The sequence below is a fragment of the Roseibium sp. M-1 genome (assembly GCF_054515675.1).
Genome location: NZ_CM137257.1, coordinates 569177 through 594322 on the forward strand (window position 1 = coordinate 569177; position 25146 = coordinate 594322).

A 25146-nucleotide genomic window follows, 5' to 3' on the forward strand; every position below is an offset into this window, starting at 1 on the left:
TTTGGTTGCGCGTAGTCTTGATCAGGAGCCCTTGCTACCCGGCTCCAGATCCGTCGCACAATACCGTAAAAGCGTCATGGCGCTTTGTTGCGCCATTTCTGCCGGAAAGTCCACCGGCAGCTTTGTCCGGAACGGAATTGGCAAACGGCGGTCAGAAGATATTTTCCGACGCCCGAAGACACTCGCGGACGTTTGAAATCGCTAGGTTTTGCTGGAAACCTCCAGCGAGGGCGTTCACGAGAATGGACATCCCGGCGGGGTCTGCTATTGCAGATTTCAAAGACACCACAAAGACGAAAGACTGCAGAATGTCCAAGCTGGAAACACTTCTGGCCAAAAACGGCGCGCTTCTCGCCGATGGCGCGACGGGTACCAACCTTTTCGATATGGGGCTCCTCTCGGGAGATGCTCCTGAACTGTGGAACACGGACGAGCCGGCAAAGATCAGGGCGTTGCACCAGTCCTTCGTTGATGCAGGTGCCGATATCATCCTGACCAACACTTTCGGCTGCAACAGGCACCGGCTGAAGCTGCACAAGGCCGAGGGCCGGGTGAAGGAATTGAATGTCGCTGCCGTCAAGCTGGCGCAGGACGTTGCCGGAACCGTCGAGCGCGAAGTGCTCATCGGTGGGTCCGTTGGCCCGACCGGCGAATTGTTCCAGCCGCTAGGCGCGCTCAGCTACGAGGATGGGGTCGCCGCATTCCGGGAACAGATGGAAGCCCTCGTCGAAGGCGGCGCAGATATCCTCTGGGTCGAGACCATGTCGGCCGTTGAAGAAATGAGGGCAGCAGCCGAGGCGGCACAGGGCCTTGGCCTGCCGCTGGTGATCACCGCGAGCTTCGACACGGCCGGCAAGACCATGATGGGTCTTTCGCCGAAAGGCCTTGGCGACCTGCAGGCACAGTTTTCTTGCACGCCGGTGGCGATCGGCTCCAATTGCGGTGTTGGAGCTTCCGACCTTTTGGCCGCGATCCTGGACATCACCGAGGCCTATCCCGACGCCATTGTCGTTGCCAAGGCCAATTGCGGTATCCCGCAAATCCGTGGCGACGAAGTCGTTTACACCGGAACGCCGGACCTGATGGCCAAATACACCCATATGGCACTGAATGCGGGTGCACGCATCATCGGTGGCTGCTGCGGCACCTCGCCGGTGCATCTGGCGGCCATGCGCGGGGCGCTGGACGCCCATGCTGCAGGTATCCGGCCAACGCTTGACGAAGTCATCGCAGAAATCGGCCCGCTGGTATCGCCGCCGAACAAGGAAGCGGATGCTGCACGGGCGGAGGGCGGCGACGGGGCCGGCCGCCGCCGTGGCCGCCGGCGCGGTTGACCGACCGCAAATTCCCTAAACCGAAGTTGTAAAAGGCGCCCCGTGGCGCCTTTTTCTTGAAAAAAGAGCCGTCAAGTATTGCCTCTGTCACACAAGACCTCTAACCCATCCCGAACTTTTCTTTAGATCCGCTTCACGTCGAAGCCTGAAATGGAATGAAGTCTTGCGCCTTACCGGTCTTGTCCTGATCGCCCTTGCCACCCTTGCCCCCGTTTACTGGTTTGCACCTATTGCGGCCGTGAGAGATCCTGCTGCCGTGTTCAGCCAGTATCTGGGCGTTGCGGCCTTGATCCTGATGGGAATCAACCAGTTTATTGCCACCCGTACACCGGGGCTCGAGACGGTATTCGGTCCGCTCGACCGGATCTATGTACTGCATAAGTGGCTGGGCATCATTGCGATGGTGTGCCTGGGCCTCCACGACATAATAGATGCGGAAATGGACGGATTGCGCGGCGGACTGCTTTCGGGCGCCGCCGAAGATGTCGGCGAGGTGAGCCTCTACGGACTGCTGATCCTGGTACTTGCTTCCGTCATCACCTTCATTCCCTATCACCTGTGGAAATGGAGCCACCGGCTAATCGGGGTCTTCTTCTTCCTCGGAGCATTCCACTTCTTCTTCATCGAAAAACCCTTCTCGAATGCCGATCCGCTTGGGCTTTATGTCTCTGCCTTCTGCGTGCTGGGCCTTGCCAGCTATGTCTGGATGTCGCTGCTGCGGCCGATGGCCCCGCGCGGTCACGGCTACAAGGTTGCCTCCGTCTCTCATCTCGGCGGATTGACGGAAGTGGTGCTGAAGCCAAAGGGGCGGGGAATGAAGCACAAGGCGGGTCAGTTTGCCTTTTTGGCGATAAAGGGAAGCGGCCTTTCCGAGGAGCATCCTTTCACGTTAAGTGCCGCGCCGAGCGACGGTCGCACCTTGCGTTTTTCCATCAAGGATCTCGGCGATTATACGCGCCGTCTGCGCCGGGAATTGAAAGAAGGCATGGAGGCAACCGTATCCGGTCCTTTCGGGCATTTTTCCATGCCGAACAGCCGCGACCCGCAGGTCTGGATTGGTGCCGGCGTCGGCATCACGCCGTTTCTGGCTTTCGCGGAAAGTTTGAAGACCCGTGCAGCGGGACCGGTCAAACTCTATTATTGCGTTCGCGAGCGCGACGACATTCCCTATGCGCTCGATCTGGAAAGGATCGCCGAAGAGGCCGACGATCTGGAACTGATCATCGTCAATTCGGTAGAGGGCGTGCGGCTCTCGCCGGATCGGATCGAGGCCGATCTCGGTGGTTCCTTGCGCGATGCACATGTCTTCTTTTGCGGCCCGGCAGCAATGCGCAAGAGCCTCAAGGGAGCGCTGGTGCTGAAGGGGCTGAGAGCCAGCCGGTTCCACTTCGAGGAATTCCAGATGCGAACGGGCGTCGGCCTCAACGCTCTGGCGGCCTGGCTTTGGGATCAGGGCATCTACGCAATCGAAAAACGCCGGGCGGCAGGAACGCAGCCGGCCGAGTGAGGCCTTCCGAGCGTGCGGAAGACCCCGGGCTTATTATGTGCGTGCCCGTCTACCGCAGCCAGGGCGCGGACGCGCTCCAGAAGATGATGTCGACGCCGAGATAACCGGTCGCGAAATCGATGAATTCACCCCGGCTAAAGGTCTTGCCTGTTTCCGGATTGATATATTCCAGGGTCGGTTCCTGGATCGCCATGGCGATCAGAGGGAGTTTGTCCTGGTAGTCATGGAAGAACGGGTAGGAGTTCTTCATCTGCGCCTTGCGGAACGGGACGATGTCCGGGCCGCCGAGGCCGATGCCAAGCTCGGCCGCCTTGTCAAAGCTGCGCTTCATGTAGCCTTCGCTGTTTTCCCATTCGCAAGGCCAGAAATTGACATACTGAACGACCGCGGACTTGTGGAAGGCATTGCGCGCAAAGGTCATGTTTTCGAGCGTCGCTTCGAAATAGGCGTCGCAGGTAAAACCGGTTCCGTCCTTGCTCCGATCGATATCCATCGAACTTTCCGGCAGGTTAATGCCTTCGATGCGGCCGTCGAACTGTTCAGCCAAAGCGCTCAGAAGTTCCTGGTAGCGTTTGCGGACGGCCGGGTTCCACTGCACCGTGACCCAGCCTTCGGGTGTCGGATTAGCCGCTTCCGAATCGTCGACCTGACGGGCGAGACCTCCGGCATATTCCGGATCTTCCAGGAGATAGTCCGGCACGTAGCGTGCGCCTTCCCAGAAGAAGCGGTCCTGAAGCTGCAGGAAGAAGCCTTTACCGTGTGCCTCGGCATGAGCAAGGTGGCGCTCGATGACGGAGAAATCGTAGCGGCTCTTTTCCGGCTCAAGCATTTTCCAGTTGTAAAGGATCTGGACACCGGTGAGGTCCGGATTGTCCAGGAGGGGGCGTTTTTCCTCGAACTCGCCGGCGCTCGTATAAAGGTAATGCCTTACGTCCGCCTGGGCTGCATGGGGCAATCCGGCTGCGGCAAGAAGAGCCGGAAGCAGAAGAAGGCGACGCAGACCGTGAACGAAATACGGTTTGCTTGGGGCTGCGTTCAGTCTGGTCAAAAGTTGGATCCTTATCTCAAAAACGACTTCGCGACTGACGGCTTCAAGTGAGGCACTTGTGTGACCGGATTTTCTTTTGCCCAATTTTCAGATTGACGTTCGCGTAAGATGAAATCAGTTTGTGAATTTAAATGAAGGCAATAGGGGGAAGCTGATGACGCCGGTGATGACTGCTGATCAGGTGATGGACCTGCTCGACAAGGAATTTCCTCAGATCCATGCCGGCGGGCGGGTCTATGCGATCGACAGTGTTTCGTCCGGCGAGGCTGTCGTGCGTCTGTCGGCGAACGATCTTCACCTGAGACCTGGCGGAACGGTGTCGGGGCCATCGATGATGGCGCTTGCAGATCTCGCCGCCTATGTGGTGATCCTGGCCCATATCGGTCCGGTCGCTCTGGCGGTGACCACCAGCTTCAACATCAATTTCCTGAGAAAGCCGGAGCCGGGCGACCTCCTGGCCACTTGCCGTCTTTTAAAGCTCGGCAAGCGTCTCGCTGTCGTCGACTGCGCCATTGCCGGGGAGGGACAGGAAGACCTGGTTGCCCATGCGACGGCGACCTATTCGGTGCCGCCCAGATAAGCATGGAGCCCCCGGTCAGGCCGATTGTTTCGCGGCATCCTGCTTGAAAAGGCCTTCCAGGACGTGCGAATACTCCACCACCTGGCCGCGGCCGCGCCGTTTGGCGGCGTAGACGGCAAGGTCGGCCCGATGCAAAGCCAGTTTCTCGCTGTCGCCCGGGGCGGTCAGGTAAGCGCCTACGCTGAGGCTTGGAACATAGCTTTTGTCCTCATGCCGGCACGGGGTCTTGGCGCCTTCCATGACCCGGCCATAGAGCTTGCGGAAGTCCTCGATTGAAATGCCCGAAGCGAGGATGACGAATTCGTCGCCGCCGAAACGGCCGACGATGTCATCTTTGCTTCGGGTGCTGGCTTTCAGGATGCCAGCAATATGCTTGAGCAAAATGTCGCCGCAAGCATGACCGTACTGGTCGTTGACCTGCTTGAAATAGTCGACATCGATGAAGAGAACGCCGAGGCCTGCCGCGTCTTCTGGAGACTTGAATTTCTCCTTCAGAAGATCGGAGATCGAATTGCGGTTCAAAACGCCGGTAAGCTGATCGTAGCGGGTGAGTTCCAGAAGGCGCTGGTCTTTCCGTCGCAGCTGACGCGTCCGCTGCACATAGGCGGCGGCCGGAATTGCCAGAAGCAACGTGGTGCCAAGGATCAACACCCAGCTGATCTGCTGAAACGCATATTCCAGCGCACTTTTCAGCGGACTGACGTCGACATAGGTCTCAATCGTCCCGATGCGTCGACCGTCTGGTGTAACCGCCGGGACATAGGCTTCAACGAAGGCGTCCGGATCGCCGAGATGCTCGGCTTCTTCGTCATGGAGAAAGTTGAAATGCGGTTGGCCCGTTCGGAACACTTCCAGTGCCTTTGGGCTGCTGGGCTCATCGTGTTCAAGACGTGACGCATCGGAGATGAAGGTTCGATGGCCATGTTCGTCGAACAATTCGAAGCGGACGACGTCGATCATTGCAAAGGATTCGACCAGATGCGTGAGGTTGGCAGGTGCTACTGCGCCTTTGACAAACATTTGCTCTGCATTCGGAACATTTTGAAAGAAGCGGTCGGACCAGGTAACGGCCTTGATTTCCGCGTTGTGCCGGATCGAGGCTCCAACCTGCCAGTCGAGAAGCATGTGAACAGCGCCGGCAACACCGCTGATCAGAACCAGTCCTGCAAGGCCGGCAATCGTCGAGGTTTTGTTGAACCAGGTCTTAAGGTTGGTGAGGGGCATCGGCGTGGGCTCGCTTCTTGTTTCCGGCGGCAGTCTGCGCAAATGAGCTTAAGTTGACGTAAAATCGGGAGCCCGAAATCGGCAGGTTGCGCCACCAATTTGGAAAGATCCTGCTGGAGAAACACCGAAAATGATGCGGTATCTGGATACCGTTTTTTTAAGTTATTGATTTTAATATTTAATTTTGTGCAACTGGGAAAAATGGGCGCTTGACGGTCTCCGGGGGCAGGCGTATAAGCGCTTCCGAACGAATACAGGGTCCGTTCGCTGGCTTAGGTATCTGGCCGCGCGGACCCTTTCTTTAACCGCTTAGTACGGATCAAACTCATGAAGACCTTCTCTGCCAAGACGGCTGAGGTCGAGAAAAAGTGGATCTTGATCGACGCAGAAGGCATGGTTGTCGGCCGCCTGGCCGCCTTCATCGCCAATCACCTGCGCGGCAAGCATCTGCCGACCTATACGCCTCATATCGACACTGGTGACAACGTGATCGTCATCAATGCCGACAAGGTGGTGTTCACCGGCCGCAAGTACGAAAACAAGAAGTACTACTGGCACACCGGCCACCCGGGCGGTATCAAGGAGCGCACCGCGCGTGCAATCCTGGAAGGCCGTTTCCCGGAGCGCGTCCTGGAAAAGGCCGTGCAGCGCATGATGCCGGGCGGCCCGCTGTCCAACAAGCAGCTGAAGAACCTCAAGGTCTACGCTGGTCCGACCCACCCGCATGAAGCTCAGACGCCGGAACTCGTCGACGTCAAAGGCCTCAACGCAAAGAATGACGGCAAGAGGGCTTAAAGATGGCTGAGCTGCAATCCCTGGAAGAACTGGGCGGCGCGGTCGGTACCGCAGCCCCCGAAGCTCCGGTCCACGTCCAGAAGCTGGACGCCAACGGCCGGGCATACGCAACCGGCAAGCGTAAGGACGCGATCGCCCGCGTCTGGATCAAGCCGGGCACCGGCAAGATCGTGATCAACAAGAAGGACTACACCGAGTATTTCGCTCGTCCGGTTCTTCAGATGATCCTTCAGCAGCCGATCATGCTGACCAACCGTGCTGGCCAGTATGACATCATCGCAACCGTGACCGGTGGCGGTCTGTCCGGTCAGGCCGGCGCTGTGCGTCATGGTCTGTCCAAGGCTCTGACCCATTACGAGCCGGAACTGCGCGCAGTTCTGAAGAAGAACGGCTTCCTGACCCGCGACAGCCGCGTCGTCGAACGTAAGAAGTTCGGTAAGCGCAAGGCTCGCCGGTCGTTCCAGTTCTCCAAGCGTTAATCGCCGGAGCTGGATACCAGTTCAGAAAACCCGCCGGAGCAATCCGGCGGGTTTTTTGTTGCCGACAAGGCTGCCGGCCGTTTTTCTGAACAGTTGGACCGGTTTTCCATTTCGCACCTAGTTACGAGTTGTCCGCGAAACGAATCCGGTCAATGTGACGACTTGCGACGGTCCTGTCCCGGGCCGGAAGAATACGGAACGGATTTCGGCCACGCATGCAACAGGCGACATTCCTCACCGGCAGTCTCTTCCGCCATGTCACGGTCATGTCGCTGACTGCCTCGGTCGGGTTGATGGCGATCTTTGCGGTCGATTTTGTCGACATGATCTTCATTTCGATGCTGGGCGAGGCCGAACTGGCGGCGGCTGTTGGCTATGCCGGGGCAATCCTGTTCTTCACCACGTCGTTCAATATCGGTGTCGCCATTGCCGCCGGGGCCCTTGTGGCGCGAGCACTCGGGGCAGGGGACAGGGAGGCAGCACGCCAGCAGGCGTCCAATGCGCTGAGTGCGGGCGTGCTGTTCAGTTCGCTCTTCGCGCTTGCCGTCTGGCTGGCGCTCGATCCGCTGGTGACGCTGATCGGGGCGGTCGGCAGGACCCACGATCTTGCCGTGCACTACCTTGCGATCATCGTGCCGACGCTGCCGCTGCTGCTGCTCGGCATGGCCGGCGGCGCGATCCTCAGAGCTCATGGCGATGCCCGGCGGGCGATGATGTCGACCATCATCGGCGGTGTCGTGAATGCGGTGCTCGATCCCATCCTGATCTTCGGCCTGGATCTCGATCTCACCGGTGCGGCGCTTGCCAGTGCAGCCTCGCGCGTCGCCATCGCCATTTTCGCGATTGCGCCGATCTTCCGTTATCACGGCGGTCTCAGCCTGCCGCGGCCTCTGGTCCTTTTCCGCGACCTGCCGCCGATTGCCGCCATTGCCTGCCCGGCGATCCTGACCCAGCTGGCAACTCCGATCGGTCAGGCATGGGTCACCCGTTCCATGGCGGAATTCGGCGAAGGCGCCGTTGCCGGGATGGCCGTGGTCGCGCGCATGACGCCACTTGCCTTTGCCACCATCTTTGCGCTTTCCGGCGCCGTCGGACCGATTGTCGGGCAAAATTACGGGGCGGGGCAGTTCGACAGGGTGCGCGGAACCCTGCGAGAGGCTCTGATATTCACCGCGATGGTCGTTGGCCTCGCCGCCCTTGCGCTGTTCCTGCTGCGGGCTCCGATTGCGCAACTGTTCGAGGCGGAGGGTGTCGCGCTGACACTGATCTACCTCTTCTGCGGCCCGTTGGCGCTGGCCTTCTTCTTCAACGGTACGCTCTTCGTTGCAAACGCCTTTTTCAACAATCTGGGGCGGCCCTTCTATTCGACCTGGATGAACTGGGGACGCCACACGCTCGGCACAATCTCCTTTGTCTGGCTCGGCGGAATGCTCTATGGAGCGCCGGGTGTGTTGATCGGACAGGCCATTGGCGGTGTCCTCTTCGGCGTGGCTGCAATCGTCATCGTTCGCGGCGTGATCCGCTCCGTCGAAGAACATCACGAGGAGCCGAAAGCGCCGGGTCTCTTCCAGCGCCAGGCGCGTCAGGTCGTATTGTTTTTCTCAAGAAGATAGGCGTTTTGTGCAATTCTTTGCTTTTCGGCCTGCTTCGCGGTTTTCACCAGTTTCTGCAATACCTTGATTGCTGCAGCCTCGCACATGGGAGGCTGCATGGCGTGTCCTGCCGGGTCGGATTGAGAGTATGGAAACGGTAGAAACTGCGCGCAAAGCATCGGGCCGATAATCCGAGGATTGCGGTATCGGAGCCAACCCGGCTTCTGGGTTGCACGGGCTTCCGCCAGCAGATCGCCGCTATGTAGGTCTATAAGATAACCATGAACGGTAACGGAAGGTCTGATGAAAATTGGTAAGAAAAAATCCGATCCATTGATTGAGTCCAAACACCCTTTACGAAGATCAATGATTGCGAAGTGAAACAGTTTGTCGCCAAAGCGGGGCGGCAGTTCTTCTTCCGATAACCGGGGTAATCCGAGCGCGTTGGCAAAATGCTCCTGCAGAATTTCAGGGGACGGCTTATCTGCCCATGTGTAGTGGAAACCGTCACTGAAAGCGCTGAGGAGGTTCCATTCCAAATGCATTTGGACATCGCCAAGAAAAATTGTCGGCGGTTTCTTTCTGCGGAACAGCCAGTTCCAAAACGACATGCAAGCTCCACTTCGAAAAATCTAGCCAGTCGGCACAGTTCCCAATTGAGGCACTCAGCTATTTCGACTTAGGAGTTTTCCGGGTCGATTGGAAGCCATCGGTGGCCAGAAACGCCGAATGTTTTTCACCACGCTTCTTGCGCCCACTGATCCGGATCATCTGCTGAAACTTCGGACATTCCATATGCGAAGGTGCCGGGCACTCGGCGACATGGCGGATCATGTCGCGCAGGGTTTCCAGCCGGGAGATCTGGCGGTCGAGTTCGTCGGCGCGCTGGTGGAGGCCGGGGCGTGACAGGGCGGGGCGCCCGTCCGGGCCGAACATAGCCCTGATCTCCTCAAGCGAAAATCCTCCCGTCTTGCCAAGGGTGATCAAGGCCAGCTGGTCGATGACTTCCGGTCCGAACAAACGCTTCAGGCCGCGCCGGCCGACCGACGTGATCAGCCCGGCCTCTTCGTAATGCCGCAGGGCGGAGGCGGCGATACCGGTCTGCTTCGCCACCTCGGAAATATCCATGAATTTCATCTCTTGACCTCAAGTCGACTTGAATTTGTAGGCTGTGCTTCAGTTGCAGAAAAAGCAAGGAAAAAGCACATGTCTTCTCCATCAGCTCCCTCAAACAGGCCTCTGTGGCTGGAAACGGCGGCGATCGCGCTGCTGATGACGGCAACCCTGAAAATCATGGCCAATGCCACAATCAGCCCGGCGCTTCCCGCACTGGCGGCAAGCTTTCCGGAAGACCCGGCCGCGGATTATCTGACCCGTTTCCTGGTAGCCGCCCCGTCGCTCTCCGTCGTGTTCATTGCGCCCTTTGCCGGTCTCGCCGCAGACCGGTTCGGTCGCGGACCGTTGCTGCTCGCCGGCGTCTTGCTGTTTGCGCTTGCCGGCAGCGCAGGGGTGTATCTGCCTGATCTGAAATCGATTCTCGTCAGCCGGTTGCTGCTGGGTGTTGCGGTTGCCCTCACCATGACGGCCCAGGTGGCGCTGGTCGGCGATCTCTTTTCGGGCCCGCGCCGCAACGCCTTCATGGGCTGGCAGACAGCGGCGATCAATTTCAGCGGGTTCATGTTCATCGGACTGGCCGGATGGCTGGCCGGATTGTCGCCCCGCCTGCCGTTCCTGGTCTACCTGCTGCCGGTCCTTCTGGTTCCCCTGCTGCTGCCTTTGCTGCGTCAGGAGCGCAGTGAGCGTCGAGATGGAAAGGCAACGGCGTCAAGACCCATTGCAAGAACGGAGACCAAGGGATGGCTTGCACCTTCTCTGGTGGTCGGGCTGCTGACGCTGGTCACCGTCATGCTGTTCTTTCTGATGCCGAGCCAGTTGCCGTTCTATCTGGCGGGCAACGGTTTCGACAGCGCCTCCGGCACGGCCCTGGGCCTTGGGGCGCTGACGCTGACTGGTGGCTTCGTTGCCATCGCCTACAAGCGCATCAACGCCGCGCTGGGTCTCGCCGCCTCCTTCGGCATCGGCTATGCGCTGATGGGGGCGGGCTTTGCTGTGCTCTCCATCGACGCCATTTGGCCGTTGATCCTTGGCGGCGCGGCTCTGGTCGGGGCAGGGTATTCGCTGGTGCAGCCGTCCTTCCTGCTGCTGGCGCTGCAGGTCGCGCCGGAAGAGCGGCGGGGCAGCGTTTCGGGGATTGTCACGACAGCCATGTTCCTTGGCCAGGTCGTCTCGCCGCTGCTGCTGACAGCACCGATCCAGACCTTCGGGTTTCCGGTGGTCTTCTGGGGGACGGCGATCGCGCTGTTTGTGTTCGCGTTGGCGGGTTTCTCCCTGATGGTGCTGCGTCCTTTCAGGGTCGGACAGGTCGGCTGATATGCTGGGGGCGGCCGGATCCTCTCCGGCCGGTCAGCCTTTCCGGGGGACGCCTGCGGTGTAGGTCTGGACCACGGCGCGGTCGTCTCCAAGGGTCTGCAGAACGAACAGTTCTTCGGACAGGGTGCCGGCGGTTTCCATGCGCAGGGCCATTGGCTGGGTCGCCCTGGCATCCAGCACAACCAGATCGGCGTCGGTTCCTGCGTCGAGCGTGCCTATCCGGTCGGCGAGGGAGAGCGCTTCGGCATTGCCCCGCGTTGCCCAATAAAACCCGGTCAGCGGATGCATGCGCTGGCGCTGCAGCTGCAGGATCTTGTAGCCTTCGTCCAGCGTGCGCAGCATCGAATAGCTTGTACCGCCGCCGACATCTGTGGCAATCGCGGTGCGGATACCGGTGCCCTCCAGCCCGGCCTTGTCGAACAGGCCACTGCCGAGAAAGAGGTTCGACGTCGGGCAGAAGACGGCAACCGACCCGGTCTCCCGCAGCACGGACTTTTCCCGAGCATTCATATGGATGCAGTGGCCGAGAAGCGTCTTCGCACCCAGCAATCCGAAGCTTTCATAAACACCGAGATAATCCGCCGCGTCCGGGTAGAGCTCGCGGGTGAAGGCGATCTCATTGTGGTTCTCGTTGATATGGGTCTGCAGGTGGCAATCCGGATGTCCCTTCAGCAGCGCTCCCGCGGCTTCAAGCTGTTCCGGGGTCGAAGTGATGGCAAAACGCGGCGTGATGACGTAATGCGCCCGACCACGCCCGTGCCATTTTTCCATGAGGGCCTTGCTGTCGTCATAGGCGCTCTGTGCCGTGTCGCAGAGCCCGGCAGGCGCATTGCGGTCCATCATCGTCTTACCGCCGAGCATCAGCATGTCGCGGCCTTCCGCCTCTCCAAAATAGGCGTCGACGGAAGCCGGATGACTGGAACAATAGGCAGAGGCGGTCGTCGTCCCGTGCGCCAGCAGCGCGTCATAGAAAGCGAAGGCTATGCGGGCGCCATGAGCCGGGTCGGCAAACTTCATCTCCGCCGGGAACGTATAGTCGTTCAGCCAGTCGAGAAGCTGATCGGCCCAGGAGGCGATCACCTGCACCTGCGGGAAATGAATGTGGGTATCGATAAAGCCCGGCAGGATCAGATGCGGCCGGTGATCGATCGTCACCGTGCCTTCCGCTGCAGCTGATTGAATCTCGGCAAAGGACCCGCAAGCGGCGATCCTCCCCCCTTCGATCAGCAGCGCGCCATCCTCGATATAGGTGTAAGCGCCGGTGTCCTCCGGTCCTTCGGGGGCTGCCGAAAAGGTGAGCAGTCTGCCGCGCAGGAGGGTCGGGGTCTGGTTTGCCACGGCAGGAAATCCTTGTTCCGGTTGACCAATTGGCGTCGATACGACCCCTGTTTTAGTCCTGCCCCGGATCTGCGGCAACGGTAGAACGGACACTGTCCATAGGCGGGCGGTGCGTCGCCTCAATCAAGGATTGGATAAAGTTGCAAAAGCTTTGCGAATACAAGGTCCGGCGGAAGGGCTCGGTTCAATGTCTCGGTTCAATGGCCGGGTTGGGGCCGGGACAGGGGCCCCGATCGGCGGCTACCACTTTCGCGGAGTCAGAAGCTTCTGCTGAAGCTGATTGAAGAACCCGGAAGGCTTGTTGTAGATCTGCCGGATCTCGGTGTCGCTGGCTGGCCTGCTTGCCGTTGCCGTTCTTGTGTTGAAGCTCTGCAGGGCCTGTCTGTCAACTTGGGCCTGGGCAAAGGCGGGGACCGCCTGAGTGAGGAGCAGGGCCGGGCTGCGATAGGGGGCGGTCCCGGCCGTTTCGACGTAGGAAGATCGCTCTCCGCCGACTTCCAGAAAAACTTCGCCGTTGATCCGCCCGCTGTCGGAAAGGGCCGTGAATTCGAACAGACCCGTGCCACCGGCGGCAATCGCCTGAACTTGCTGGTAGGCCTGGTTGCCATTTCGATCATGGAACGACACCTTGACCTCGACTGGTATCGCGAGGTCGTTCCGGATCGGGATCATGGCGACGTCGACCGAATTGCCGGCCAGGAGAAACACTCCGGCGTCGGAGGAAGCGACCTGCAGGCTGCCATTTAGAAGGGAACTCGTCCCGCCGGCGGCTTCCGCAGGCTTGCCGCTTTGCAGCGGCTGATAGGGCGTGACGGTCATGATGGCGGCTATGACGCCGGCACCAACCGCGAACCCTGCACGGCGGTTGACCGGTTGGAAAACGAAGCACAGGAGAACGCCCAGCACGACGATGGCGGCAAAGATATAGAGCGGCTGTACGGCAAGGTTGAGGTGGCGCGCCGATATGGTTGTCATCTTCAGGACGGCTGAGGCCTGTTCCTTTTGCACCAGATCGGCAATGGCAGCGATGGTTCCACCGATCGCCGCGCAAATATAGATTGTGACCATCGTCGACGTTCCGAGCGATCGTGCGGATTTTTTCGGTGTGTCGTTCTGGTCCGGTGCTGCTGGATCCTGCGCCCGGGCCTCCTGAAAATCAGACATCCTGCGCCCTCCAAATGAGATGCCTAACCTAACGTAATTTAGGCAAAAATTCAATCTTAAAGGGATCGGCTGTTCATGATCGCGCATAGGTAGAATACGTGGGTGTATCGCGGGGCTGAAAGAAAAAGTCGGGAAGTTCAGCCGATCTCGATGGTCACATGGCCGATGCCATGCCGGTCCTTCAAGCGTTGGCGCATCTGTTGCAGAACGATTTCGGGCGCTCTGTCCGCGGCGATCACGGCATGCATGGTCGCGTTCACCCGGCCTTCCGCCAGAGACCAGAGATGAATGTGATAGACATCCGAAAGGCCGGCGATTTCGTTCAGGAGATCGGCCTTCAGATTGTCCCGGTCGATGTCCGCCGGTGCGCCTTCAAGCAGGATATGCGCCGACTGACGTAGCACCGAGACCGCCGAGCGCACGATCAGAAGCGCGACAAAGACCGAGAGAAGCGGATCGATCGGATACCAGCCGGTGAAATAGATCACGACGGCGGCCACGATCGCCGCGACCGAGCCGAGCAGGTCCCCCAGAACATGCAGGATGGCCGAACGCATGTTGAGCGACCCGTCGCCCCCTTGCTGCAGGATGAAGAAGGCTCCGATATTTACCAGGAGACCGATGACGGCGATGATGAACATCGGGCCGGCCAATACGGTTTCCGGTTCGACGAAACGGCCGGCTGCCTCCACGCAGATCCAGGCCGTCACCACCAGCAGGAAGATCGCATTGGCAAACGCGATCAATACCGGCAAGCGGTCGCGGCCGTAGGTGAGGCGGGCATCCGCCGGTTTCCTGGATTGCTGGAAGGCCCACCAGGCAAGGCCGAGGGAGGCGGCATCCGTCACCATGTGCACGGCATCGGCCATAAGCGCCAATGACCCGGCGAGCCAGCCGCCGATGAGTTCCGCAAACATGAATGCTGCGATCAGCAGGCCCGCCAAGGCCACCGCCTTGGCATTGCGGTCGGTCACCTCCGGCGTGTGATCGTGCCCATGGTCATCAGCAGCGCCATGAGCGTTGGAATGCACATGGGCTTCGCCTTCGGCGTGGACATGCGGTCCGTGGTCGCTCATGACGGGATCTTTCTTGCGGGACGGGAGTTGCGCGCAATCTTTCGACAGATCGCTTTGATTTTCAAGGACCAATTCCTGTTTGGTCGCTCCCGGAAACCCTGTTCGGCAGAGCTTGCTCAGCGGCGTGTGCCGACCGGGATTGGCGCGGCACCGCATCACTGGTAAAACCGGTGTCGACAAACCGTCCTCGGGTGTCCGGTCAATGACACACCCGGCAGCCAGCGCCGTTCCATTCCGGCCGGCGCGCCATCCCACCTGCCACAAAACACTTCAAGGAAATTGTCATGACTGCAGAATTGCCGCGGGAAACCGACAACGCATTTCTGGGAAATTCCGTCAAGGGCGGCTCGCATGAGCCGACCTATGGCGGTGCTCTGTCCTTCATGCGCCGCCGCTATAGCCGGGACCTGACGGACATCGACCTTGCCGTCTGGGGCATTCCGTTCGACGCATCGGTCTCCAACCGGCCGGGCGCGCGCTTCGGCCCGCAGGGAGTGCGCCGGGCATCGGCTATCTTCGACGGCGATCCGCAATATCCCTTCCACATGGACCCGTTCGGGGATCTCGCCTGCGTGGACTATGGTGACTGCGTCTTCGATTACGGCCGAAACGCCGACATCCCTGGCCACATCCAGGCTCAGGCGGCCGATATTCTGTCCATGAGGACCCATCTCTTTTCCATCGGCGGCGATCACTTCGTCACCTATCCATTACTGAAAGCGCATGTTGAGCGGCACGGGCCGCTGGCACTTGTCCAGTTCGATGCACATCAGGACACATGGCCGGATCTCGGCGACCGGATCGACCACGGCACCTTCACGGGTCGGGCAGTACGCGAAGGGCTGATCGACCCAAGCCGGTCCATCCAGATCGGCATCCGCACCCATGCACCGGAAACCTGCGGCCTGGACATCGTCTTTGGCCATGAGATGGATACGCTCGGCATCACCGGTGTCATCGACCGCATCAAGGCACGGGTGGGCGAGGGGCCGGCCTACATGACCTTCGACATCGACTGCCTGGATCCGGCTTTCGCGCCGGGCACCGGCACGCCTGTTGCCGGCGGCCTGTCGTCGCGCGAGGCTCTGGCTATCCTGCGCGGTCTTGGATCTGTGAATTTCGTCGGCGGCGACGTCGTCGAAGTTGCACCGGCCTATGATCATGCAGACATCACCTCGATCGCCGGCGCCAGCGTCGCCCTGACCTATATCGGGCTGCTGGCGGAACGAAAGTCACAGGCGCGCTGACTAGGTGAGGAAAGGTTGGCCATGTCGGACGGACTTTTCTTCCGCTTCGTGAAAACCCCGGGCAACATCTCGCTGCCCGCGGGTATTTCCAGGCAATACCAGGTCTTCCAGGGTGCGGGAGCGCCGGAAGGGGACGCGGCGTTCGTTTTCGATCTTGAAGCCTCACATATGCGTGGTCTCACGCATGTCCGGCAAAGGTCCGGCAAGGCTGGCCGGCTGGTGTGCCAGTCGAATGCCGGAGGAGGCTCCTGGACCCTCGTCACGGCAGAGGGTGAAAGTCTCGCGCGCCTCTCGGGACCGGGACTGCTTGCAAGCAGCTGGAAACTTGAGCGGACGGATGCGGGTGCCGACCTTGAATTGCGCGACCCTGCGGGCCTAGGAAAACAGATCGTCAGGACAATGTTGAATGGCGATACGGAAGGATTGGCGCTGCTTCAAGACGGCGTGCCCATAGGGGCAATTTCCCGCCGTCATCGCGAAGAGGCAAAAGGCGGTGGAGGATTGTTCGCAGGCCTGAAGCGCTTTGTCGTCGGGCGGGACTGGGTTCTGAGCTTGGCCGGTGCAGATACGCCAAGCGATCTCGTCACAGGTGACGGTGCATTGGCTCTTGCGGCTTTTTCCATGACCGCAATCGTGGGTCTGGAACTGAGTTCGGCGGATTGACGGCGAGGCGCTTGCTCAAAGACGCGTTCGCTGTGCCTGCACATTCCTGAAATTGTCGTTTCCCGGCTCGATAGTCCAGAAGCGGTAGAGCGGGTTCCTGTCCTTCATGATGCGATAGAGATCGATCAGCTTGCCGAACCAGACGAACTGGGCGGTGTAGGCGACCAGAAGCCCGGTTGCCGACAGGAGGGGCAGTGCCGTCAGACTGCCGGTAACGGCTACCAGAACACCAGCACAGAAAACGGCATAAAGGGTTGTGAGCCTGTAGTTGATGCCGGCGGGAACCGGCAGCAACAGCCTGTTGAGCCAGATCTTTTCTCCGTAACCGACCTGGTTGGCCCAGCCGATTTTCCGGCCGGAACCGCGAAGCAGCCTCGTCAGACCAACCATGGCGGCAAACGCGGCGATACTAAGCAGCATGGCTGCGATCGTGCCGATCCAGATATGGGTCCACAGCAAGCCTGTCAGCATTGCAGGCGTCAGGATCTTGATAAAGGCCGTCGCCGCTGGTGCCGGATGCCTTGCTCCGCCGTTCAGAAGCGGAACGGGGCTTTTCGGGCCGGCAGTCTTGTTCAATGCCGGTCCGGCAGAGTTTGTGGAAGGGCGCTGGGACGTTTGCATGGAGCGAGGCCGCTGGTTCAGTTATCCAGCGATCATACTCGCCTTGAAGGCAGGTTGGCAAATGTCAAACTGGCGCACAACTGAATGTGTACTGTAAAAAATATCAATGAAATCCGCTGAAGAATGTAAGTAGTTATTATATTAAATACTGAGAATGATAGATAAATCTGGGATAATGAAGCCATGTTTGTGTTGCATTGAATCAAAGAATGAAATGTTAATGCAGGAATTGGTGTCTTCCTTGGCGAGTTCATTGTTTTTTAGCTTGAAATCGGCAAAAATAACCAACTCGTTGAAGGTGATGAAAATCGAATTCGGGCTGTAATATGGTCTTAGGGAAAAGCCAGGAAGTGCAAGACGTCACCGGTTCAGAACTCGTTACATCCCTGGCCTCCGAGCTTGACCGGCTCAATCGTCTGAACCAGATGGGCAAGGACGACGAGTTGCGTCTCACCGGCGACTGGCTGCAGACGCTCATCAACGCCATTTCCGACTATATTTTCGTCAAGGACCGGAACTCGCGCTTTGTCATGGCCAACCGGCAGGTTGCGCTTGATATGGGGCTGGACGACGTCTCGCAACTTATCGGCAAAACCGACCTGGAACTGCATACGACGCAGACGGCCGAACGATTTTTCGCGACCGAGCAGGAAATCATGGCCGCGAACATACCGCGGATAGATTTCGAGGAATTGATGGTTCTGGAGAGGGGGCGGCGCAAATGGTTTGCCTCCTCAAAGTACCCGGTCGCCAATACTGAGGGCGAGGTGGTCGGCATTGTCGGTATTTCCCGGGACATCACAGAGCGCAAGCGTGCGCATTTGCTGCAGCAGGGTCAGAACAAGGTTCTGCAGAAGATCGCCGATGGAAAACCTCTGGAGGACGTGCTTACAACGCTTGTCCTGACGATTGAAAACCAGCTCGACGGCGTCATGGGCTCCGTGATGCTGGTCGACGACGAGGGTACCACGCTCCATTCAGCCGCTGCACCAAACCTGCCTGAAGACTATGTGGCGATGACCGAAGGCATCGGGGTCAGCCCGAAAATGGGATCCTGCGGCACGGCGGTCTATAGGCGTGAGAGCGTGATCGTTGAGGATGTGCTCAAGGACGAATTGTGGGAGGATGTACGCGAGGCCATTCGGCCATTCGGTTTTCGCTCCTGCTGGTCGGTTCCCTTTTTTGGCAAGGATTCCAAGGTGCTGGGCACCTTCGGCCTCTACACGAACGAAGTCCGCAGTCCAACAGATCATGACCTGAAGCTGGCGCTTGAGGCGGCCCGTCTTGCGGCCGTTGCCGTCGAGCGCGACCGCGCCGAACGCAAGATCCGGTTTCTTGCCAATCACGATGTCCTGACGGGCCTGCCCAACCGGCAGGAGTTCAAGTCGAAGCTGGAGGAAAAGGTGGCCGCCAGCGACAGCAGCGGCAAGCCGGTTGCCGTGGTTTTTGTCGACCTCGACAATTTCAAGTTCGTCAATGACAGTTTCGGTCATGCCATTGGCGATCAGGTTTTGATGATCATCGCCGAGCGGATCATGGCGACGCATGGCGGCGCCCATCTCGCGATCCGGTTCGGCGGTGACGAATTCGTGCTCATCGTCGAGGACGAGACCGCACACAAACCAGCGCTGCGGAGCTTCATGGCGAACCTGCGCGACGAGATCATCAAGACAATCCAGATCGGCGACCTGTCATTCCACGTGACCTGCAGCATCGGTGCCGCCTGCTATCCGCTCGACGCGGAGAACCCGGCGCAGCTCCTGCGCAATGCGGACAAGGCCATGTTCGAAGCCAAGTCTTCGGGCCGTGACAGCTACAAGGTCTACGAACACACGCGGCCGGAGCGATCCGTCAACAAACTGACGCTTCTGGAAGAGATGCGCAGTGGCATAGAGAATGGCGAGTTCTTCCTGGAGTACCAGCCGCAATACAATCTTGTCAGTGGCCGTATCGTCGGTGCCGAGGCGCTGGTGCGCTGGCAGCATCCGGCACTTGGACGGCTTATGCCGGGCGAATTCATTGCGCTGGCAGAGGAAAGCGGACTGATCGTGCCGCTTGGCCGCTGGGTGACGCGCGAAGCCTGCCGCCAGAACAGGGAATGGCAGAATATGGGCCTGTTGCCGATCACCGTCGGCGTAAACGTGTCCGCCCGCCAGTTCCGCGATGCCGGCCTGATTTCGGATGTGCGCGCAGCGCTCGACGAAACCGGCCTCCCTGCCAATTTCCTTGAGCTGGAGCTCACCGAGAGCCTCCTGATCCAGAATTCGGACCAGGCCATCGAGCTGATGGACGATTTCCGCCGTATCGGCGTCAAACTCGCCATCGACGATTTCGGCACCGGCTATTCAAGTCTCGCGGCGCTGAAAAGCTACCCGCTGACCCGGCTGAAGATCGACCGCAGTTTCATCAGCGATCTCGACTTTGACGAAAGCGACCGCAGCATCGCCAAGGCGATCATTTCGCTCGGACGGGAGCTAGGGCTCTGTGTGGTGGCCGAGGGGGTCGAGACTGCGAAGCAGCAGGCCTTTCTGGCAAGCTGCCGTTGCGAGATCGTCCAGGGCTTCCATTTCGGCCGGCCGATGGCCGCAAAGAAATTCGGCAAGCTTCTTGCGATGACCCTGACACCCCTGGACGCGCATTTCGGGTAAGAAATCTCTGGCACCCTATTAGACGGCGAAAGGCCGGATAGGGTGCTCCGGCCTTTAAAAAACTTCTCTAATCACACCTTCATCGTCACATATGACCCCGGCGCGTCTTCCAGAACCTTCATCCGGTTCGCCCCGGGCTTGCGCGCCTTGACCTTGCCGCCGTCATGGGAGCGGATCCACTCGTCCCAATAGGGCCACCAGGAGCCCGGATGCTCCTCGGCATTGTTCAGCCAGTTTTCCAGAGTGCCCTTGGCCGGTCCGCCTGTCCAGTACTGGTACTTGCCCTTGGCGGGCGGATTGACGACGCCGGCAATATGGCCGGAACCGGCAAGGACGTAGTCGACCGGACCGCCGAAACAGCCGGAACCCAGGAACACCGATTTCGGCGGGGCGATATGGTCTTCGCGGGTGGCGAGGTTGAAGATAGGGATCGTCACCTTGGAAAGATCCAGCCGTTCGCCGGCAATCTCCATCTCGCCCTTGGAGAGCTTGTTGTCGAGATAGCAGTTGCGCAGGTAGAACGAATGGTTCGCCGCCGGCATGCGCGTCGAATCCGAGTTCCAATAGAGCAGGTCGAACGGGAAGGGGTCCTGGCCCTTGAGATAGTTGTTGACCACATAGGACCAGATCAGGTCGTTGGAACGCAGCATGTTGAAGGCCGACGACATTTTCGAGCCGTCCAGATAACCGTGTTCGGCCATGCGTTTTTCCAGGATGGAAATCTGCTCTTCGTCGACAAACACCTTCAGGTCGCCGGCGAAGGTGAAATCCACCTGGGTGGTGAAGAAGGTCGCCGTCTTGATCCGCTCGTCGCCGATCCTGGCCATGTAGGCGAGAGTGACGGCGAGCAGCGTGCCGCCGATGCAATAGCCGATGGCGTTGACCTCTTCCTGGCGGGTCGCCTTTTTGATCACGTCGAGCGTGTTGAGGATACCTTCCTTCATATAGTGCTCGAAGCTCTTCTGGGCCTGGCGCTCGTCCGGATTGACCCAGGAGATCACGAACACGGTGTGGCCCTGGTCGACGGCCCATTTGATGAAGGATTTTTCGGCGTTCAGGTCGAGAATATAGAACTTGTTGATCCAGGGCGGCACGATCATCAGCGGCCGCTTGAGCACTTCCTCGGTCGAGGGATCATACTGGATCACCTGGCAGACGTCGTTCTGCGCAATCACCTTGCCGGGTGTCATGCCCAAGTTCTCGCCGAGCTTGAATTTCGACGGATCTGTCTGGCGGATCTTGAGTTCACCCTTGCCGGTCTTCAGATCCTCCACCAGATGTTGCATGCCCTTGACGAGGTTCTCGCCGTTGCTTTCCAGCGTCAGGCGCAGGAGCTCTGGATTGGTCAGCACGAAGTTCGACGGCGACACCGCGTTGGAGATCTGGGTGACGTAAAACTCCGCCTTATGGCGGGTGTGTTCGTCCAGACCCTGGGCGTCGTGGACCATGTCCTCGGCCCATTTGCTGGTGATGAGATAAAGCTGCTTGATGAAGTCGAAGAACTGGTTCTTCTCCCAGTCCGGATCGGCAAAGCGCTTGTCCCGCGGCGGTGTCTGGATCGCGGGCGTCGAGGGTTCACCCATCATGCGCTTCAGCGAGGAATTCCACAGGTCGATATAGCCACCCCAGAGACGGGACTGTGCCTCGATCGCCCGTTGCGGATCGGACGCCCAGTATTCGCCGACCTGGGCGAGTGTCTTGACGACCCCTGTCAATTCGTCGGTGGAATCATGGGTGATCTTGCCCTGTTCCCGGGGTTCGATATAGGCCGCGAGGGCCTTGCCGGCCTGCTCAAGCGTCTTGGCGAGATTCTGGGCAAACGCCTCGGGATTGTTGATTATGTACTGCAACATGGGATGCTGGCGGTCATCAGCCATAGGCAGGAATTCCCTCCGGTTCATACTGCCCCATTCGGCCCGGGAAGGCCTGAGGGCCTTTGTTGTTCAAACGCGTTATCTCGTTATTTTTGCGCTGATATTTTGAACTATCAGATATTTATGACACAAGGTAACGTGTCCGTCGATTGGATTTCAATCCTCAGTCAGGCCTCGCTCCGGTGCAGGTTCAAAGGGCGGCGCAACACCCATTTGGCCGGGCGGTCGAAGCATTGGAGCGGCTTTCCCAAGAGGGCAAATCGACTGCACAAGGAGAGGACGCCGCCTGTTGCATGGGTTATATAGGGCGCTTGATGGGTATTGGGGCCGCGGAGGAGGCGTGCTTGAGGAACGAGAACGAGGTGTGGGGCCGGATCGTCTGTCTGGCGATGACTTTGGCTCTCGCATTGGGACTTTCGGCCTGTGCCGTCGGTCCGGGTACGCCGCTGATTGACGCGTTAAAAACCAATCCGGGCAAGGGCAATTCGAACGTCCCGGCACCCAAAGGCTATGGAGCGCCGGTCAATCCCGGTGAATCCTCGGGTCTCATCAACCCGAAGGAGCGGAAAGAGACTGAGGACTACCTGAAGTCGCTCGCTGGTGAATAGGCCTGGACGACCAGTCAGGATTTCAAGGTGAAACCTCGTCAGAATTTGCAGGACCCGGCGCCGGCAAACGGCCCGGGTAGGCAAAAAGTGCCTTAGTCCTAAACATTCCTTTACGAGTGCTGTCCTAACTTGCGCCCATATTTTCCGCAGGTTATCATTTAGATGATGCTCGACACGCCAACGCTGTTTACTTGTATCATGGTTGCCGAGTTTGCCGGCAGCGCTATCCTGTTTCTGTTCTATCTCTTCTGGCCGGGGCGCTCCGGAGCCTGCGCGCGCAGCCTGGCGCTTTGGTCGGCCGGCATGCTGCTCGCGGGGTTTGGGACGGTGCTGCTCGCGATGCGGGGCGGAATTCCCGATGTCTTCAGCATTGTTGCAGCCAATTTCCTCGTGATCCTTGGAACAGGCATGCGCCGCAGCGGTTTTGCCGTGTTTCTGGGACGCCGCAGCCATGTCTGGGTGTTTGCCGCCTTGGCTTTGAGCTGGCTGGTCTTCTGCACCTTTCCCCCGTTCTACGAGAGCTTTTTGTCCAGGGTGAACTACGTGCAGGGTGTGCTGATCCTGAGCGGCCTCTGGGTTATCTGGATGGCGTTCTATGAGAACCGGGAAAAGCTCTATTCGGCGCGCATGCTGGGCCTGACGACGCTGGTCGAAACGGCCGGGTTCATGTGGTTCACGACCCATCAGAACCTGCTCCAGTTCCCAAGCTTTCAATCGGCCTTCCCGGAAGGCTTCATGAAGATCTATCTGCTGACGATCCTCTTTGCGATCATCATGACGATCGTGCTGCCTGCCTCGATGGTGATTGAGCGCACGCTGCTTGGTTTCAAGGAAAAAGCCCTTCAGGACGATCTCACCGGCCTGTCCAACCGGCGTGCATTTCTGCAGGAAGCCGAGAATTGGCTTCAGGAGCATGGCGCACGGGACAATCGCTACAGCGTGATCTTGTTCGACCTGGACGATTTCAAGGCAGTGAACGAACGGTTCAGCCAGGCGATGGGAGATGCGCTGCTGCAATTGTTCGCGCGCATCCTCAAGGACACGCTTGGCGAAGGAGCGGTGCCGAGCCGCATCGGCGGCTCCGAATTTGCCGTGTTTCTACCAGAAAGCGACAAAGAACTGGCTCATCTTACGGCGCAAAGGATTTGCAGGCGCTTCGGGGTGGAGTGTCAGGAGGCGTCCGGTGGCAAGCTTATGGTGACGGCGAGCGTCGGCCTCGTCACGGCAAATGCCGGAACATTGCTTGAGCGGGCCATGGAAGCTGCTGAGCGTGGTCTCCAGAAGGCCAGGAAACAGGGCTGCGCCCAGGTTGTCGGCATGGACCTGGCACCGAACGGCCGCCTCATCAAGGAAGCCAAGCGGTCGGGGTTCTCTGTCTTGCGCAAGAAGGCCGCCTGAGGGCGCCGCAGCTTCACGATTCGAAAATTCAGCATAGGGAAACCGCCAGGCTACTGACGGCATCTGCCGGAATTGTCGGACATTTCTTCCCTCAGCCTTCCTGAACAAACCGGTCGTCGCCGCCGGAGATTTTCTTTCCAACAATCGCTGCAAATTTAGTCGGCTAGCCTCGCAAAGACGGATGCGCATTTTGATCCGGACTGCTAAAAGGGCCCCGCTGCACCGTCGCCGCGCCTGGGACGGTGGGCAGCTTGTAATGTCAACTCACAAGGATTCGCCCCATGGAGGAATTCCATAAGATCAAGCGGCTGCCGCCGTATGTGTTCGAACAAGTGAACCGTTTGAAGGCGAAGGCGCGCGCGGCGGGGGCGGACATCATCGATCTTGGCATGGGCAATCCCGACCTGCCGACGCCAAAGCACATCGTCGACAAGCTGACTGAAGTGGTGCAGGACCCGCGGACCCATCGCTACTCTGCCTCCAAGGGCATTCACGGCCTGCGCAAGGCCCAGGCTGCCTATTACGGCCGCCGTTTCGGCGTGAAACTGGACCCGGACACTCAGGTCATCGCCACGCTCGGCTCAAAGGAAGGCTTCGCCAACATGGCCCAGGCTATTTCCGCGCCGGGCGACGTGATCCTGAGTCCCAATCCGAGCTACCCGATCCATACCTTCGGCTTCCTGATGGCCGGAGCGTCGATCCGCAACATTCCGGCCGAGCCGGGCACGGCCTTTTTCGACGCGCTGGAACGGGCGGTCATCCATTCGGTGCCGAAGCCGATCGCCATCATCCTGTGCTACCCGGCAAACCCGACCGCCTATTGCGCCGATCTCGACTTCTACAAGGACGTCGTCGCCTTTGCGCGCAAGCACAACATCTTCATCCTGTCGGACCTGGCCTATTCGGAGATCTATTTCGGCGCCACACCGCCACCGTCGGTGCTGCAGGTGCCGGGCGCCATGGATGTCACCGTCGAATTCACCTCTCTTTCCAAGACTTTCTCCATGCCCGGCTGGCGCATGGGATTCGCGGTCGGCAACGAGCGTCTCGTCGCTGCGCTTTCGCGCGTGAAGTCCTATCTCGACTACGGCGCCTTCACCCCGATCCAGGTGGCTGCGACCGCAGCGCTGAACGGTCCGGACGACTGCATCCGGGAGACGCGCGAGATTTACAAGAAGCGGCGCGATGTCGTCGTCGACAGCTTCGGCCGGGCCGGATGGGAAATACCGGCGCCCGAAGCTTCCATGTTCTGCTGGGCGCCGATCCCGGAGAAGTTCCGATCGCTTGGCAGCCTGGAATTTTCCAAACTGCTCCTGGAGCGGGCGGAGGTGGCGGTGGCACCGGGGCTCGGTTTCGGCGAGCACGGCGACGAATTTGTCCGCATCGGGCTGGTGGAAAACGAGCAGCGCCTGCGCCAGGCTGCGAGAAATATCCGCCGCTTCCTTGAAACTGCGGAGCAAAAGCTGCACAACGTCATCCCGCTCGGGACCTCTGTCTGATAAAACCGGATCCAATTCCAT

22 protein-coding genes are annotated in these 25146 nt (G+C 59.4%); 13 read left to right on the forward strand and 9 right to left on the reverse strand.

Annotation, left to right across the window (positions count from 1 at the left end; all coding sequences use genetic code 11):
* Positions 1 to 308 precede the first annotated feature (308 nt).
* Positions 309 to 1334, forward strand: coding sequence for a betaine--homocysteine S-methyltransferase (bmt, locus tag ACX3M4_RS02650; RefSeq protein WP_459357049.1), 1026 nt, complete (start codon positions 309 to 311; stop codon positions 1332 to 1334).
* 163 nt (positions 1335 to 1497) lie between these two features.
* Positions 1498 to 2841 carry a ferredoxin reductase family protein gene (locus ACX3M4_RS02655; RefSeq protein ID WP_459357050.1) on the forward strand — a complete coding sequence of 448 codons (1344 nt, stop codon included), beginning with the start codon at positions 1498 to 1500 and terminating at the stop codon, positions 2839 to 2841.
* 49 nt (positions 2842 to 2890) lie between these two features.
* Here ACX3M4_RS02655 and ACX3M4_RS02660 read toward each other — a convergent pair whose 3' ends face one another.
* The gene (locus ACX3M4_RS02660) at positions 2891 to 3889 is read right to left on the reverse strand and encodes a hypothetical protein (RefSeq protein ID WP_459357051.1); all 999 of its coding nucleotides are present in this window, start codon (positions 3887 to 3889) and stop codon (positions 2891 to 2893) included.
* A gap of 121 nt (positions 3890 to 4010) precedes the next feature.
* Here ACX3M4_RS02660 and ACX3M4_RS02665 point away from each other — a divergent pair, with 121 nt between their 5' ends.
* Positions 4011 to 4469 carry a PaaI family thioesterase gene (locus tag ACX3M4_RS02665; protein ID WP_459357052.1) on the forward strand — a complete coding sequence of 153 codons (459 nt, stop codon included), beginning with the start codon at positions 4011 to 4013 and terminating at the stop codon, positions 4467 to 4469.
* 15 nt (positions 4470 to 4484) lie between these two features.
* On the opposite strand, the gene ACX3M4_RS02670 is transcribed toward ACX3M4_RS02665, so the two are convergent.
* On the reverse strand, positions 4485 to 5693 hold the full coding sequence (locus ACX3M4_RS02670) for a GGDEF domain-containing protein (RefSeq protein WP_459357053.1): 1209 nt from the start codon (positions 5691 to 5693) through the stop codon (positions 4485 to 4487).
* A 327-nt stretch (positions 5694 to 6020) separates the two neighbouring features.
* Between ACX3M4_RS02670 and rplM the strand changes: the two genes are divergently transcribed.
* The 3 genes from rplM (at position 6021) to ACX3M4_RS02685 (ending at position 8580) form a co-directional block, all read left to right on the forward strand.
* Positions 6021 to 6488: a 50S ribosomal protein L13 gene (gene rplM, locus ACX3M4_RS02675; protein ID WP_459357054.1), complete on the forward strand. Its 468-nt coding sequence runs from the start codon at positions 6021 to 6023 to the stop codon at positions 6486 to 6488.
* Positions 6489 to 6490: 2 nt separating this feature from the next.
* Positions 6491 to 6967 carry a 30S ribosomal protein S9 gene (gene rpsI, locus ACX3M4_RS02680; protein WP_459357055.1) on the forward strand — a complete coding sequence of 159 codons (477 nt, stop codon included), beginning with the start codon at positions 6491 to 6493 and terminating at the stop codon, positions 6965 to 6967.
* Between the two features lie 215 nt (positions 6968 to 7182).
* Positions 7183 to 8580: an MATE family efflux transporter gene (locus ACX3M4_RS02685; RefSeq protein ID WP_459357056.1), complete on the forward strand. Its 1398-nt coding sequence runs from the start codon at positions 7183 to 7185 to the stop codon at positions 8578 to 8580.
* On the opposite strand, the gene ACX3M4_RS02690 is transcribed toward ACX3M4_RS02685, so the two are convergent.
* Complete coding sequence (locus ACX3M4_RS02690; RefSeq protein ID WP_459357057.1) at positions 8550 to 9170, reverse strand: hypothetical protein; 621 nt, start codon at positions 9168 to 9170, stop codon at positions 8550 to 8552. The two genes, ACX3M4_RS02685 and ACX3M4_RS02690, sit on opposite strands and share 31 nt — an antisense overlap.
* Before the next feature lie 58 nt (positions 9171 to 9228).
* Entirely contained in the window at positions 9229 to 9696 is a 468-nt protein-coding gene (locus ACX3M4_RS02695) for a helix-turn-helix domain-containing protein (protein WP_459357058.1), read from the reverse strand.
* A gap of 69 nt (positions 9697 to 9765) precedes the next feature.
* Here ACX3M4_RS02695 and ACX3M4_RS02700 point away from each other — a divergent pair, with 69 nt between their 5' ends.
* A complete protein-coding gene (locus ACX3M4_RS02700) occupies positions 9766 to 10989 on the forward strand; it encodes an MFS transporter (protein ID WP_459357059.1) in 1224 nt (407 codons plus the stop codon).
* Between the two features lie 33 nt (positions 10990 to 11022).
* On the opposite strand, the gene guaD is transcribed toward ACX3M4_RS02700, so the two are convergent.
* The 3 genes from guaD to ACX3M4_RS02715 all read right to left on the reverse strand — a co-directional run bounded on the left by guaD (position 11023) and on the right by ACX3M4_RS02715 (position 14567).
* The gene (gene guaD / locus ACX3M4_RS02705) at positions 11023 to 12327 is read right to left on the reverse strand and encodes a guanine deaminase (RefSeq protein WP_459357060.1); all 1305 of its coding nucleotides are present in this window, start codon (positions 12325 to 12327) and stop codon (positions 11023 to 11025) included.
* A gap of 240 nt (positions 12328 to 12567) precedes the next feature.
* Entirely contained in the window at positions 12568 to 13491 is a 924-nt protein-coding gene (locus tag ACX3M4_RS02710) for a hypothetical protein (RefSeq protein ID WP_459357061.1), read from the reverse strand.
* Between the two features lie 137 nt (positions 13492 to 13628).
* Positions 13629 to 14567: a cation diffusion facilitator family transporter gene (locus ACX3M4_RS02715; protein WP_459357062.1), complete on the reverse strand. Its 939-nt coding sequence runs from the start codon at positions 14565 to 14567 to the stop codon at positions 13629 to 13631.
* 284 nt (positions 14568 to 14851) lie between these two features.
* Here ACX3M4_RS02715 and speB point away from each other — a divergent pair, with 284 nt between their 5' ends.
* A complete protein-coding gene (gene speB / locus ACX3M4_RS02720; protein WP_459357063.1) occupies positions 14852 to 15814 on the forward strand; it encodes an agmatinase in 963 nt (320 codons plus the stop codon).
* Between the two features lie 21 nt (positions 15815 to 15835).
* The gene (locus tag ACX3M4_RS02725) at positions 15836 to 16477 is read left to right on the forward strand and encodes a hypothetical protein (RefSeq protein WP_459357064.1); all 642 of its coding nucleotides are present in this window, start codon (positions 15836 to 15838) and stop codon (positions 16475 to 16477) included.
* 15 nt (positions 16478 to 16492) lie between these two features.
* On the opposite strand, the gene ACX3M4_RS02730 is transcribed toward ACX3M4_RS02725, so the two are convergent.
* Positions 16493 to 17053 (reverse strand): DUF6653 family protein, encoded by a 561-nt coding sequence (locus ACX3M4_RS02730; RefSeq protein ID WP_459357065.1) that lies wholly within the window; start codon positions 17051 to 17053, stop codon positions 16493 to 16495.
* Positions 17054 to 17448: 395 nt separating this feature from the next.
* Here ACX3M4_RS02730 and ACX3M4_RS02735 point away from each other — a divergent pair, with 395 nt between their 5' ends.
* Positions 17449 to 19746 carry a putative bifunctional diguanylate cyclase/phosphodiesterase gene (locus ACX3M4_RS02735; RefSeq protein WP_459357066.1) on the forward strand — a complete coding sequence of 766 codons (2298 nt, stop codon included), beginning with the start codon at positions 17449 to 17451 and terminating at the stop codon, positions 19744 to 19746.
* Positions 19747 to 19817: 71 nt separating this feature from the next.
* On the opposite strand, the gene ACX3M4_RS02740 is transcribed toward ACX3M4_RS02735, so the two are convergent.
* Positions 19818 to 21623 carry a PHA/PHB synthase family protein gene (locus tag ACX3M4_RS02740; protein ID WP_459357067.1) on the reverse strand — a complete coding sequence of 602 codons (1806 nt, stop codon included), beginning with the start codon at positions 21621 to 21623 and terminating at the stop codon, positions 19818 to 19820.
* 341 nt (positions 21624 to 21964) lie between these two features.
* Between ACX3M4_RS02740 and ACX3M4_RS02745 the strand changes: the two genes are divergently transcribed.
* From ACX3M4_RS02745 to ACX3M4_RS02755, 3 genes are all read left to right on the forward strand, one after another.
* The gene (locus ACX3M4_RS02745) at positions 21965 to 22228 is read left to right on the forward strand and encodes a hypothetical protein (RefSeq protein ID WP_459357068.1); all 264 of its coding nucleotides are present in this window, start codon (positions 21965 to 21967) and stop codon (positions 22226 to 22228) included.
* 162 nt (positions 22229 to 22390) lie between these two features.
* The gene (locus ACX3M4_RS02750; protein ID WP_459357069.1) at positions 22391 to 23626 is read left to right on the forward strand and encodes a GGDEF domain-containing protein; all 1236 of its coding nucleotides are present in this window, start codon (positions 22391 to 22393) and stop codon (positions 23624 to 23626) included.
* Between the two features lie 281 nt (positions 23627 to 23907).
* Entirely contained in the window at positions 23908 to 25125 is a 1218-nt protein-coding gene (locus ACX3M4_RS02755; protein ID WP_459357070.1) for an LL-diaminopimelate aminotransferase, read from the forward strand.
* The last annotated feature ends 21 nt before the right edge of the window (positions 25126 to 25146 follow it).

Bases quoted from the DNA above. Each gene is read 5' to 3' on its own strand.
- rplM (WP_459357054.1), top strand. From the start codon at position 6,021: ATGAAGACCTTCTCTGCCAAGACGGCTGAGGTCGAGAAAAAGTGGATC.
- ACX3M4_RS02695 (WP_459357058.1), bottom strand. From the start codon at position 9,696: ATGAAATTCATGGATATTTCCGAGGTGGCGAAGCAGACCGGTATCGCC.
- bmt (WP_459357049.1), top strand. From the start codon at position 309: ATGTCCAAGCTGGAAACACTTCTGGCCAAAAACGGCGCGCTTCTCGCC.
- ACX3M4_RS02740 (WP_459357067.1), bottom strand. From the start codon at position 21,623: ATGGCTGATGACCGCCAGCATCCCATGTTGCAGTACATAATCAACAAT.
- ACX3M4_RS02690 (WP_459357057.1), bottom strand. From the start codon at position 9,170: ATGTCGTTTTGGAACTGGCTGTTCCGCAGAAAGAAACCGCCGACAATT.
- ACX3M4_RS02750 (WP_459357069.1), top strand. From the start codon at position 22,391: ATGATGCTCGACACGCCAACGCTGTTTACTTGTATCATGGTTGCCGAG.
- ACX3M4_RS02685 (WP_459357056.1), top strand. From the start codon at position 7,183: ATGCAACAGGCGACATTCCTCACCGGCAGTCTCTTCCGCCATGTCACG.
- rpsI (WP_459357055.1), top strand. From the start codon at position 6,491: ATGGCTGAGCTGCAATCCCTGGAAGAACTGGGCGGCGCGGTCGGTACC.
- ACX3M4_RS02715 (WP_459357062.1), bottom strand. From the start codon at position 14,567: ATGAGCGACCACGGACCGCATGTCCACGCCGAAGGCGAAGCCCATGTG.
- ACX3M4_RS02670 (WP_459357053.1), bottom strand. From the start codon at position 5,693: ATGCCCCTCACCAACCTTAAGACCTGGTTCAACAAAACCTCGACGATT.
- ACX3M4_RS02710 (WP_459357061.1), bottom strand. From the start codon at position 13,491: ATGTCTGATTTTCAGGAGGCCCGGGCGCAGGATCCAGCAGCACCGGAC.
- ACX3M4_RS02725 (WP_459357064.1), top strand. From the start codon at position 15,836: ATGTCGGACGGACTTTTCTTCCGCTTCGTGAAAACCCCGGGCAACATC.
- ACX3M4_RS02700 (WP_459357059.1), top strand. From the start codon at position 9,766: ATGTCTTCTCCATCAGCTCCCTCAAACAGGCCTCTGTGGCTGGAAACG.
- speB (WP_459357063.1), top strand. From the start codon at position 14,852: ATGACTGCAGAATTGCCGCGGGAAACCGACAACGCATTTCTGGGAAAT.
- ACX3M4_RS02755 (WP_459357070.1), top strand. From the start codon at position 23,908: ATGGAGGAATTCCATAAGATCAAGCGGCTGCCGCCGTATGTGTTCGAA.